This is a genomic window from Sphingomonas sp. Ant20 (genome assembly GCF_000783375.1).
In the GTDB taxonomy this organism is placed as follows: Bacteria; Pseudomonadota; Alphaproteobacteria; order Sphingomonadales; family Sphingomonadaceae; genus Sphingomonas; species Sphingomonas aerolata.
The window spans coordinates 1-10943 of record NZ_JRVI01000110.1 but is presented as its reverse complement, the minus strand read 5'-3'; the positions used below and the strand labels follow the sequence as shown (position 1 = coordinate 10943).

Sequence of the window (10943 nt, the reverse complement as noted above, 5' to 3'; positions counted from 1 at the left end):
ACGTGACGACTTCGCGGTGACGGCGGGGGTGATGCACGTCGCGCAGGCCCCCCGCGACGATCGCGCGGCTGCGCGAGGCGGTCGCGGCGTATGACGATTTTCCACCTTGCCGGGCTGTCGCCGGTCGTCACGCTGACGGGGTCGCTGGTGATCGGGCTGGCGCTGGTCGAGGGAGAGATCGACGGCGATGCGGCGTGGGCGGCGGCGGGGATCGACGAGGACTGGTCGATCGAGATGTGGGGCGAGGACTGGCAGGCGGCGCAGCTGCGCGAGCTTAAGCGCCAGGAATTCGCGCGTGGCGTCGCGTTTCTGGGGATGCTGTAGGCTTTCGTCACCCTGGACCGGATCCAGGATGACGGGGGGTCAGCGCGTCAGGCGGCGGATGAAGCCGATCAGGCCGGTCTGGCGCGAGCGCTTGAGGCGTTCGGCGGCGAGGATCGTCTTCACGCCGCGGATGCAGCTGTCGACGTCGTCATTGACCAGGACGTAATCATAGCCGTCCCAGTGGCTGACCTCGTTCGCGGCGCGCGACATGCGCGCGTCGATCACTTCGGTCGAGTCGGTGCCGCGGCTGGTGAGGCGGCGGTGGAGTTCCTCCATCGACGGCGGGAAGATGAAGACGCGGACGACGTCGCCGCCGGCGATCTGGAACAGCTGCTGCGCGCCCTGCCAGTCGATGTCGAACAGCACGTCCTTGCCGGCCGCCAGCATCTCCTCGACCTGCGCGCGCGGGGTGCCGTAGCGATGGTTGAAGACATGCGCCCACTCGAGGAACTCGTCCTTCGCGACCATGTCGCGAAAGCCCTCGAGATCGGTGAAATGATAGTCCTTGCCGTCGACTTCGCCCGGTCGCATCGCACGGGTCGTCACCGAGACCGACATCTCCAGCTCATGCTCGTCAGCGAGCAATCGGCGCGCGATCGTCGACTTGCCGGCGCCCGATGGCGAGGACAGGACGAACAGGACGCGCGCGCGCGACGGAAACCATGCGGGTCGGACGGAAGTGTGTGGGGCATGCGCGCCCTTGCCGCGGACTGCGCATGGGCGTCAACCCATGCACAGCCCGCGCGTGTCATTCTGGCGGCGGATCAGTAGCCCGACTTGCGTGCCCGGTTGCGGTCATACGCCTTCTTGGCAGCATAGCCGCCGCCGAGGATCATGCCGAGCGGCCCCATGCGACGCAGCACGCTCATCGCGACGACGCCCTTGACCGCGCCCGATGCGCCGCCCGACCCGTCACGACGGCCCATTTCGCGGCCAACCAATGCACTGATGATACGTCCGATCATGACTTAACCTCTCCGAAAACCTGGTCCTTGAGTTCCGCTGCACCGCGCAGCACCGCCCAGCCGATCGCGTAGGTCACGGCCAGCGGCACGACGATCTTGAGCACGTTGGCGGTGACCGCACCGATGATCGCGCCGTCCGCATTGCCGTCATCGCCGCTGAGCGAGTCGATGCCTGCGCCGATCAGCGCGCCTATGGTCGTTGCGCCCACGTAATTTCTCCTTCGCGTGTGGCGGGTTAGCGCGCGAACCGCGTTTGGGTTCCCGCAGGTGCGCCCCTCCCCCGTCCGTTCGCCCTGAGCGACGTCGAAGGGTGTGCCGCAAGCGACGGTGCTTCGACTTCGCTCAGCACGAACGGGGGTCGGGGGGAGGCGTTAGCGGCCGAGCATCGATTCGGGCCGCACGACCCGGTCGAAGGTTTCCGCATCGACCAGCCCGAGTGCGAGGCCGGCCTCTTTCAGCGTCAGCCCCTCGGCATGCGCGTGCTTGGCGATCTTCGCGGCCGCGTCATAGCCGATCTCGGGCGCGAGCGCGGTGACGAGCATCAGCGAGCGGTCGAGCAGGTCGGCGATGCGATCGCGATTGGGTTCGATGCCGTCGACGCAGCGCTCCGCAAAGCCCTCCATCGCGGTCGCGAGCAGGTCGATCGAGCGCAGCACGTTCGCGCCGATCAGCGGCTTGAAGACATTCAGCTCGAGATGGCCCTGCATTCCGCCGATGGTGGCCGCGACATGGTTGCCCATCACCTGGCCTGCGACCATCGTCAGCATCTCGCACTGGGTGGGGTTGACCTTGCCGGGCATGATCGAGCTGCCGGGCTCGTTCGCGGGCAGGTCGATCTCGCCGAAGCCGCAGCGCGGGCCACTGCCCAGCAGGCGGATGTCGTTGGCGATCTTGGTCAGCGCGACCGCGAGCGTGTTGAGCGTGCCCGACAGATGGACGAGCGGGTCGTTCGAGGCGAGCGCCTCGAAGCTGTTCTCGGCGGGGATGAACGGATGGCCGGTCAGGTCGGAGACCGCCTTGCAGAAATCCTCGGCGAACCCCCTGGGCGCGTTGAGCCCGGTGCCGACCGCGGTGCCGCCCTGCGCGAGCCGGTTGGTGCCGTTGGTGACGCCCGGCTCGATCCGGCGGCCACAGCGATAGACCTGATTGGCATAGGCACCGAATTCCTGCCCGAGCGTCAGCGGGGTAGCGTCCTGCAGGTGCGTGCGCCCGATCTTGACGATGTCGTCCCACGCATCCGCCTTCGCCTGCAGCGCGGTCCGCAGCCGGTCGAGCGCGGGAAAGAGCCGGCGCGTCACGGCGAGCGAGGCGGCGATGTGGAGCGCGGTCGGGAAGCTGTCGTTCGACGACTGGCTCATGTTGACATGGTCGTTGGGATGGACCGGCGACTTGCCGCCGCGCGTGCCTGTCAGGACCTCGTTGGCGCGGCCGGCGATGACCTCGTTGACGTTCATGTTCGACTGGGTGCCGCTGCCGGTCTGCCAGATGACGAGCGGGAACTGGTCGTCGAGCGTGCCGTCGATCACCTCCTGCGCGGCGGCGTCGATCGCGTCGGCGATTGTGGCGTCGAGGCCGTGCGCGCGGTTCACGCGGGCAGCGGCCTGTTTGACGAGCGCGAGGGCGTGGACGATCTCGATCGGCATGCGTTCGCGGGTACCGAACGGGAAATTCTCGACCGATCGCTCGGTCTGCGCGCCCCAATAGGCCTGAGCGGGGACTTCGATCGGGCCGATCGAGTCGGTTTCTGTGCGGGTGTTGGTCATGGCCTACCTACGCCGTCATGCCGGGCTTGTTCCGGTATAGACCTTGCCGCGCGTTTGGCGGAAGGGACGAGGCGGACGAGTAGACGAACCGACGGTATTGGAGACGATTGCCCCAACATCAGCGTCATCCCCGCGCAGGCGGGGATCCATATTCCCCGCGTTGTGCACTCCTGAGGTGACACCAGCCAGTATGGGTTCCCGCCTTCGCGGGAATGACTATCGGTACGAGCGTGGCCGGCGGTTCGCCTCGCTCCAGCTCACTTCTTCCGTTTGAAATCCACGGCGACGACGTTCGAGCCGTCTTCGATCGGCACCGCGGTCGGGCCGTCATTCTCGGCGGGGTCATGCTCGCCGAGCGACTCGTCCGCGCCTTCCTGCGCCTGGAAGCGCAGTTCGAAGCTGACCGCGGGATCCTGGAATGCGGTGATCGCCGAATAGGGGATGACCAGCTTCGACGGGACCTGGTTGAACGACAGGCCGATCGAGAAGCGCTCGTCGTCGACGACGAGGTCCCAGTAGCGGTTCTGCATGACGATCGTCATCTCGTCCGGGAAACGTTCGATCAGCCGCTTGGGGATGTCGACGCCGGGCGCCTGCGTCTTGAAGGTGATGTAGAAATGATGCTCGCCGGGAAGCCCGCCGGCCTCCGACACGGAACCGAGCACGCGGCCGACGACGGCACGCAGGGCTTCTTGCACGATCTCGTCGTACGGAATCAGGCTATCGGGCAGTCCATCACTCATTCCCTCTGGGTAGCGGTATTCGGATGGCGGTCAAGATTGCATGCGTCGTGGCGCACGTTATGGGAGGTGGCATGCGCACCGCCACGATTTCCCGCTCCACCGCCGAGACGGCGATCGACGTCACCATCAACCTCGACGGGACCGGCCTGTACGACGTCGAGACCGGCGTCGGCTTCTTCGACCACATGCTCGAACAGCTCTCGCGCCATTCGCTGATCGACCTGCACGTCCGGACCAAGGGCGACCTGCATATAGACGAGCATCACACCGTCGAGGACACCGGCATCGCGATCGGCCAGGCGTTTGCACAGGCGCTCGGCGACAAGCGCGGCATCGCGCGCTACGGCGACGCGCTGTCGCCGATGGACGAGACTCTCACGCGGGTCGCGCTCGATATCTCCGGGCGGCCCTGGCTCGTCTGGAAGGACCTGTTCTCGCAGACGCGGCTGGGCGGCATGGACACCGAGATGTTCGAGCATTTCTTCCACAGCTTCGCGCAGGCCGCGGGCATCACGCTGCACGTCGAGACGCTGTACGGCACCAACAATCATCACATCGCCGAGGCCGCGTTCAAGGGCGTCGCGCGCGCACTGCGCACCGCGATCGAGATCGACCCGCGCAAGGCCGACGCTATTCCGTCGACCAAGGGGATACTGTGACGCTCGCGCTGATCGATTACGGCGCGGGGAACCTGCATTCGGTCGAGAACGCGCTGCGCACCGCGGGCTGTAGCGACCTGATCGTCACCGCCGACGCGGACGTCGTCGCGAAAGCGGACCGGATCGTGCTGCCCGGCGTCGGCGCGTATGGCGCATGCGCGGCGGCGTTGCGCGCGGTGCCGGGGATGGTCGAGGCGCTGAACCGCCGCGTGCGGGACGAGGGCGCGCCGTTCCTCGGCATCTGCGTCGGCATGCAGCTGATGGCCGAGGCCGGCGAGGAAATGGGGACGCATGCCGGGCTCGGCTGGGTGCCGGGGCGCGTGCGGCGGCTCGAGCCGGGGACGATGGACGCGAAGGTGCCGCATATGGGCTGGAACGACGTGGTCCCGGCCACCGCGCATCCGCTGATCGAACCGGGCGAGGCGTATTTCCTGCACAGCTTCGCCTTCGAAGGCGCCGACGTGCTTGCGACCACCGATCATGCCGGCCCCGTCACCGCGGCGATCGGCCGCGACACGATGATCGGCGTGCAATTTCATCCTGAGAAGAGCCAGCGCTACGGCCTGGCCTTGCTCGAACGTTTTCTGGAGTGGCGGCCGTGAGCCTTATCGTTTTCCCCGCGATCGACCTCAAGGCTGGGCAAGTCGTCCGCCTTGCCGAGGGCGATATGGACCGCGCGACCGTCTATGGCGATGATCCCGCGGCGCAGGCGATGCTGTTCGCAAACTCAGGCGCCGAGCATCTGCACGTCGTCGATCTCGACGGCGCGTTTGCGGGGGCTTCGGTCAATGGCGACGCGGTGCGCGCGATCGTTTCGCAGTTTCCGGGGCATGTGCAGCTGGGCGGCGGGATCCGCACGCGCGCCAATGTCGAGGGCTGGTTCGATCTGGGCGTGTCGCGGGTCGTGATCGGCACCGCGGCGCTCGAGGATCCCGACTTCGTGCGCGGCGTGGCGAAGGATTTCCCCGGCGGCATCGTCGTCGCGGTCGATGCGAAGGACGGCATGGTCGCGACCAAGGGCTGGGCCGACGTTTCGACCACCAGCGCGGTCGATCTCGCGCGCCGGTTCGAGGATGCGGGCGTGGCGTCGCTGCTATTCACCGATGTCGGGCGCGACGGGATGCTGAAGGGCTGCAACGTCGAGGCGACGGTCGACCTTGCGCGCTCGGTCGACATTCCGGTGATCGCGAGCGGCGGGGTGAAGGGGATCGCCGAGATCCACGTGCTGGCCTTGCATGTTCGTGATGGGGTCGAGGGCGTGATCACGGGGCGTGCGTTGTACGACGGGCGGCTCGATCTTGCGGCGGCGTTGAGCGTGGCGAAGGCGGCATGAGGGTTCACGCGGAGACGCGGAGCCGCGGAGAGTCTTTTGGCGCCGCAGGCAGATATGGGTTCACGCGAAGGCGCGAAGGCGCGAAGAGGGAGAAAGGCAGAGCAGGAAGTCTCCTTTCTCTTCGCGCCTTTGCGCCTTCGCGTGAGTCAATCTTAGCGGCTTCGCCGCGGCTCCGCGTCTCCGCGTCTCCGCGTGAACCCCTTCTTCGAGACGCCGCATGACCGTCCGCGCGCGCGTGATCCCGTGTCTCGACGTCGCCGATGGCCGCGTCGTGAAGGGCGTGAACTTCGTCGAGCTGCGCGACGCGGGCGATCCGGTCGAGCAGGCGCGCGCCTATGATGCCGCCGGGGCGGACGAATTGTGCTTTCTCGATATCGGCGCGAGCCATGAGGGCCGGGGCACGATCCTCGACGTCGTGCGGCGGACCGCCGCGGTGTGCTTCATGCCGCTGACGGTCGGCGGCGGCGTGCGGACCGCGGACGATGCGCGCGCGCTGTTGCTGGCGGGCGCGGACAAGGTCGCGGTCAATTCCGCCGCGGTCGAGCGGCCCGAACTCGTCGCCGATATCGCCGAACGTTTCGGCAGCCAGTGCTGCGTCGCGAGCGTCGACGCGCGGCGCTCGGGCGAAGGTTGGGAAGTGTTCACGCATGGCGGCCGGCGCGCGACCGGGATCGACGCGATCGCGCATGCGGTGAGGCTCGCCGAGCTCGGCGCGGGCGAGCTGCTCGTCACCTCGATGGACCGCGACGGGACGCGCAGCGGCTATGACCTCGACCTGATCCGCGCGATCGCCGACCGCGTGGCGGTGCCGGTCGTGGCAAGCGGCGGGGTCGGCGGGCTCGACGATCTGGTCGCCGGGATCCGCGACGGGCATGCGAGCGCGGTACTCGCCGCATCGATCTTCCACTTCGGCCAGGCGTCGATCGGCGACGCGCATGCCGCGCTGGCGGCTGCGGGGATCCCGGGTGCGGACCCCCCTGCGGTCGGCCTGACCGGCATGGCGACGCTGCCGCTGGTCGCGGTGCAGTCGGGGCATAGCGGCGTGGTGCATCCGCGCACCGGCCCCGAAACGTCGGACATCGCGCTGTTCGCGGTCGCCGCGATCGGCGTCTGGCTGGTCCGCCGCGCGCTGCGCAAGCGGTTCCTGAAGCGGCCGCCGCGCGCAAAGGATTGACCCGCCCGCGCGCCTGCGTCAGCACGCGCGGCATGGCAGACCCCGTTTTCGATCGCCTGGAGGCGACCATCCGCGCGCGCCGCGATTCGCCCGCCGACACCTCCTACACCGCCAGCCTGTTCGCGCGTGGCCGCCCGAAGATCGCGCAGAAGCTCGGCGAGGAAGCGGTCGAGACGGTGATCGCGGCCTGTTCGGGCGACGAGGCGAGCATCGTCCCCGAGGCCGCCGACCTGATGTTCCATCTCGCGGTGCTGCTGGCGGACGCCGGGCTGAGCCTCGACGATGTGCGGGCCGAGCTTGAGCGGCGCGAGGGGGTCGGTGGGTTGGTCGAGAAGGCTGCGCGGACGGGGTGACCCGCCAGCTCCGTCATTCCTGCGAAGGCGGGGAACCGGGACTGGCTGGCCGTGCCGCGGGATCGCTGACGGCCGACGATATGGATCCCCGCCTTCGCGGGGATGACGAAGGTTGGTAGGATGCCTGAAAAGGAGCAAGCCCCATGCCGATCGACGCCACCCAGCCCTATGACGACCAGAACATCTTCGCGAAGATCCTGCGCGGCGAGATTCCGTCGAACCGCGTCTATGACGACGACTATGCGATCGCGTTCCACGACATCAATCCGCAGCGCCGACGCATCTGCTGGTGATCCCCAAGGGCGCCTATGTCTCGTGGGACGATTTCTCCGCGCGTGCGGGCGATGCGGAGATCGCCGGGTTCATCCGCGCGGTCGGGACGGTCGCGCGCGCCGCGGGGCTGGTCGAGCCGGGCTATCGCCTGCTCGCGAACATCGGCCAGCACGGGCATCAGGAGGTGCCGCATCTGCACGTTCATGTCTTCGGCGGGCGTCCGCTTGGCCCGATGCTGGCCGGATAGCGCGGCTTTCCGCCACTAAAGGATTGCGCGTAATAAAATTGCCATTAGGCTTCCCGGCTTGAGCAAGGGGGCCAGTGAACCGGCCCTCACAACCCCCGGGGGGAACCGAATTGATTTTTGGTCGCGTTAAGTCACTGGACGCCATTCTGGCGACGGCGGAGAAGAAATCGCTCCACCGATCGCTGGGCGCGTTCCAGCTAACCATGCTCGGCATCGGTTGCGTGATCGGCACGGGCATCTTCGTGCTGACCTCCGCCGCCGCGCAGAAGGCCGGGCCGGGCATGATCCTGAGCTTCGTCGTCGCCGGCGCGGTCTGCGTCGTCGCCGCGCTCTGCTATGCCGAGATCGCGGCGATGGCCCCGGTCGCGGGCTCCGCCTACACCTACACCTATTCGGTCATGGGCGAGCTGCTCGCCTGGACGGTCGGATGGGCGCTGATCCTCGAATATGCGGTGGCCGCGAGCGCCGTGTCGGTCGGCTGGTCCGGCTATTTCGCGGGCTCGATATTGCACGAGACGTTCGGGATAACACTCCCGACCTGGCTGTCGCACGGGCCGTACATGCCGGGCGGGTTCATCAACCTGCCCGCGGTCGTCATCTCGCTGCTGATCACCTGGCTGCTGATGATCGGCACGACCGAGAGCGCGCGCGTCAACGCGGTGCTGGTGACGATCAAGGTCGTCGCGCTGACCGCGTTCGTCGCGCTGACGCTGCCCAAGACGCATGGCAGCAATTTCGAGCCGTTCCTCCCCACCGGCATCCTCGGCAGCAACGGGCTGGGCGTGGTCGGCGCGGCGGCGACGATCTTCTTCGCCTATGTCGGCTTCGACGCGGTCTCGACCGCGGCCGAGGAGACCAAGGACCCGCAGCGCAACGTGCCGATCGGGCTGATCGCCTCGCTCGGCATCTGCACCGTGTTCTACATGCTGGTCGCAGCGGGCGCGATCGGCACGATCGGCGGGCAGCCGCTGTTCGGCCCCGACGGCGTGCCGTTCACCACCGGGTCGGCCGAGCTCGCCCGCGCCTGCCTGATCCCCGCCAACGCGCAGGCGCTGGTCTGCTCGAACGAGGCGCTGGCGCATGTCCTGCGTCAGGTCGGCTATGCCAATGTCGGCAACTGGATGGGCTATGCCGCCGGTCTCGCGCTGCCGTCGGTGATCCTGATCCTGATGTTCGGCCAGACGCGCATCTTCTTCGTGATGAGCCGCGACGGCCTGCTGCCCGAAGTGCTGAGCCGCGTGCATCCCAAGTGGAAGACGCCGCATATCGTCACCGCGATCACCGGCGTGTTCGTCGCGTTCGCCGCCGCGTTCCTGCCGGTCGGGCAGCTCGCGGACATCGCCAATGCGGGCACGCTCTACGCGTTCATGATGGTCGCGATCGCGCTGCTGATCCTGCGCAAGCGCGAGCCGAACCGGCATCGTCCGTTCCGCACGCCGGCGGCCTGGATCGTCGCGCCGCTGACGATCGTCGGCTGCATCGGGCTGTACTTCTCGCTTCCCTATGAGGCGATGGCGGTACTGCCGATCTGGGGCGCGGTCGGCCTCGTGATCTATTTCCTCTATGGCTACCGCAAGAGCTATCTCGGGCGCGGCATGGCCGATGGCGGCGAGCCGATCGACATGGCGCCCCCGGGCAGCCACTGAGACAGGACGCAGCAAAAAGGGCCGCGGGAGGAAACTCCCGCGGCCCTTTTTTTTTTGTGCGTGATACCGGACGCGTCATCCCCGCCTGCGCGGGAATGACGGTTCGGTTCGTCAGCCGATATGCTTGGCGGCCAGCGCCTTCATGTCGACCATCGGGCGGGCGCCGACATGGCTGATGATCTCGGCCGCGCAGACCGCACCGAGCTTGAGCGAGGCGTGGAGGTCGTGGCCCTGTGCCTGGCCGTGGAGGAAGCCCGCCGCGAACAGGTCGCCCGCGCCGGTCGTGTCGACGACCTTGGCGATCGGCTCGGCCTTCACTTCGGCGCGCGTGCCGTTCTGGATCGCGCAGGCACCGTGTTCGCCGCGGGTGACGACCAGGGTCGGGACCTGGGCCGAGATCTTCGCGACCGCCGCGTCGAAATCCTCGGTCTCGGCAAGCGCCGCGAGTTCGCTCTCATTGGCGAACAGGATGTCGATCAGGCCGTCCGACAGCAGCTGGCGGAAATCGCCGCCGTGGCGCGAGATGCAGAACACGTCGCTGAGCGTGAAGGCGACCTTGCGCCCTGCCCCGCGCGCGCAATCGATCGCGGCGCGCATCGCGGCGCGCGGCTCTTCGGGATCCCAGAGATAGCCCTCGAGATACAGGATCGCGCTGTCGGCGATCATCGCGGTATCGATCGCCGCGGCGGGGAGGAACTGCCCTGCGCCGAGGAAGGTGTTCATCGTCCGCTGGCCATCGGGCGTCACGAAGATCAGGCAGCGGCCGGTGGTCGGGTCGCCGGCGCGGACCGGGGTCGCGAACTCGATGCCGATGCTGCGGACGTCATGCGCGAAGACCTGGCCGAGCTGGTCGTCGGCGACCTGGCCGATGAAACCGCACTTGCCGCCGAGCGCAGCGACGCCGGCGACGGTGTTGGCGGCCGATCCGCCCGAGATTTCCATGCCCGGCCCCATCTTGGCGTAGAGCGCATCGGCTTCTTCGGACGAGAACATCAGCTGCATCGAGCCCTTGGCGACACCGATCTCGGCGATGAAGGCGTCGTCGGCGGTGCTCAGAATGTCGACGATGGCATTGCCGATCGCGACGACGTCATAGGTAGGCGTGCTCAAGGGGAGGTCTCCGGACCGAACGGGAAAAGCTCGCCGTAATTCGCGCAGGCGGCAGGCGCAACCGCTGCGGCGCCGGGTGCCCGAGCCGCCGGCGTCAGCGCAGATAGGCGACGAGGCTGAGGCCGGCGACCTTGCCGAACACTGAATAGCTCGCCTCGAGCATCGTCTTGCGCTGCATCAGGTCCATCGAGATCTGGCCGTAATCCGCATCCTCATTGTCCGAGACGATCTTCTCGAGCAGCGCGGCACGGTCGGCCGCGCGCGCGCCGAGCGTCTCGATCTGCGCCTGGCGGAGGCCGTTGGCGGCGTTGAGGCCGCGGACCTGCGGCAAGGCGGCGTCGAGCTGCGCGCAT

12 protein-coding genes and 3 pseudogenes are annotated in these 10943 nt (G+C 67.8%); 8 read left to right on the top strand and 7 right to left on the bottom strand.

Going from position 1 to position 10943, the window contains the following annotated elements; genetic code table 11:
• The first annotated feature begins 90 nt into the window (after nt 1–90).
• On the top strand, nt 91–324 hold the full coding sequence (locus NI18_RS14005) for a hypothetical protein (RefSeq protein ID WP_052149205.1): 234 nt from the start codon (nt 91–93) through the stop codon (nt 322–324).
• Nucleotides 325–363: 39 nt separating this feature from the next.
• Here NI18_RS14005 and gmk read toward each other — a convergent pair whose 3' ends face one another.
• The 5 genes from gmk to NI18_RS13980 all read right to left on the bottom strand — a co-directional run bounded on the left by gmk (nt 364) and on the right by NI18_RS13980 (nt 3795).
• Entirely contained in the window at nt 364–963 is a 600-nt protein-coding gene (gene gmk / locus NI18_RS14000) for a guanylate kinase (RefSeq protein ID WP_037530646.1), read from the bottom strand.
• Between the two features lie 125 nt (nt 964–1088).
• Entirely contained in the window at nt 1089–1289 is a 201-nt protein-coding gene (locus NI18_RS13995) for a hypothetical protein (RefSeq protein ID WP_031394373.1), read from the bottom strand.
• Nucleotides 1286–1498 (bottom strand): hypothetical protein, encoded by a 213-nt coding sequence (locus NI18_RS13990; protein WP_037530644.1) that lies wholly within the window; start codon nt 1496–1498, stop codon nt 1286–1288. The genes NI18_RS13995 and NI18_RS13990 overlap by 4 nt, the downstream gene beginning before the upstream one ends.
• Nucleotides 1499–1660: 162 nt before the next feature.
• Nucleotides 1661–3052: a class II fumarate hydratase gene (fumC, locus tag NI18_RS13985; protein ID WP_037530641.1), complete on the bottom strand. Its 1392-nt coding sequence runs from the start codon at nt 3050–3052 to the stop codon at nt 1661–1663.
• Nucleotides 3053–3309: 257 nt separating this feature from the next.
• Entirely contained in the window at nt 3310–3795 is a 486-nt protein-coding gene (locus NI18_RS13980) for a ClpXP protease specificity-enhancing factor SspB (RefSeq protein WP_031394376.1), read from the bottom strand.
• Nucleotides 3796–3866: 71 nt separating this feature from the next.
• Between NI18_RS13980 and hisB the strand changes: the two genes are divergently transcribed.
• The 7 genes and pseudogenes from hisB (at nt 3867) to NI18_RS13945 (ending at nt 9480) form a co-directional block, all read left to right on the top strand.
• Nucleotides 3867–4454 carry an imidazoleglycerol-phosphate dehydratase HisB gene (hisB, locus tag NI18_RS13975; protein WP_037530638.1) on the top strand — a complete coding sequence of 196 codons (588 nt, stop codon included), beginning with the start codon at nt 3867–3869 and terminating at the stop codon, nt 4452–4454.
• Nucleotides 4451–5056, top strand: coding sequence for an imidazole glycerol phosphate synthase subunit HisH (gene hisH / locus NI18_RS13970; RefSeq protein ID WP_037530635.1), 606 nt, complete (start codon nt 4451–4453; stop codon nt 5054–5056). Before hisB ends, hisH begins: the two co-directional genes overlap by 4 nt.
• Complete coding sequence (gene hisA / locus NI18_RS13965) at nt 5053–5787, top strand: 1-(5-phosphoribosyl)-5-[(5-phosphoribosylamino)methylideneamino]imidazole-4-carboxamide isomerase (protein ID WP_037530650.1); 735 nt, start codon at nt 5053–5055, stop codon at nt 5785–5787. The genes hisH and hisA overlap by 4 nt, the downstream gene beginning before the upstream one ends.
• A 217-nt stretch (nt 5788–6004) precedes the next feature.
• Nucleotides 6005–6751 (top strand): annotated as a pseudogene (hisF, locus tag NI18_RS13960) (imidazole glycerol phosphate synthase subunit HisF); the annotation flags it as partial.
• Between the two features lie 242 nt (nt 6752–6993).
• Nucleotides 6994–7314: a phosphoribosyl-ATP diphosphatase gene (locus tag NI18_RS13955; protein ID WP_031394257.1), complete on the top strand. Its 321-nt coding sequence runs from the start codon at nt 6994–6996 to the stop codon at nt 7312–7314.
• Nucleotides 7315–7457: 143 nt separating this feature from the next.
• Nucleotides 7458–7834, top strand: a pseudogene (locus tag NI18_RS13950) (histidine triad nucleotide-binding protein).
• Between the two features lie 110 nt (nt 7835–7944).
• Nucleotides 7945–9480, top strand: coding sequence for an amino acid permease (locus NI18_RS13945; RefSeq protein ID WP_037530632.1), 1536 nt, complete (start codon nt 7945–7947; stop codon nt 9478–9480).
• A gap of 111 nt (nt 9481–9591) precedes the next feature.
• Here the strand turns inward: NI18_RS13945 and NI18_RS13940 are convergent, their stop codons facing one another.
• Together NI18_RS13940 and NI18_RS13935 are read right to left on the bottom strand one after the other, a co-directional pair.
• Entirely contained in the window at nt 9592–10590 is a 999-nt protein-coding gene (locus NI18_RS13940) for an adenosine kinase (RefSeq protein ID WP_037530629.1), read from the bottom strand.
• Nucleotides 10591–10684: 94 nt separating this feature from the next.
• Nucleotides 10685–10943: pseudogene (locus tag NI18_RS13935) on the bottom strand (flagellin); the annotation flags it as partial.

Bases quoted from the DNA above. Each gene is read 5' to 3' on its own strand.
- NI18_RS14005 (WP_052149205.1), top strand. From the start codon at position 91: ATGACGATTTTCCACCTTGCCGGGCTGTCGCCGGTCGTCACGCTGACG.
- NI18_RS13995 (WP_031394373.1), bottom strand. From the start codon at position 1,289: ATGATCGGACGTATCATCAGTGCATTGGTTGGCCGCGAAATGGGCCGT.
- fumC (WP_037530641.1), bottom strand. From the start codon at position 3,052: ATGACCAACACCCGCACAGAAACCGACTCGATCGGCCCGATCGAAGTC.
- NI18_RS13980 (WP_031394376.1), bottom strand. From the start codon at position 3,795: ATGAGTGATGGACTGCCCGATAGCCTGATTCCGTACGACGAGATCGTG.
- hisB (WP_037530638.1), top strand. From the start codon at position 3,867: ATGCGCACCGCCACGATTTCCCGCTCCACCGCCGAGACGGCGATCGAC.
- NI18_RS13955 (WP_031394257.1), top strand. From the start codon at position 6,994: ATGGCAGACCCCGTTTTCGATCGCCTGGAGGCGACCATCCGCGCGCGC.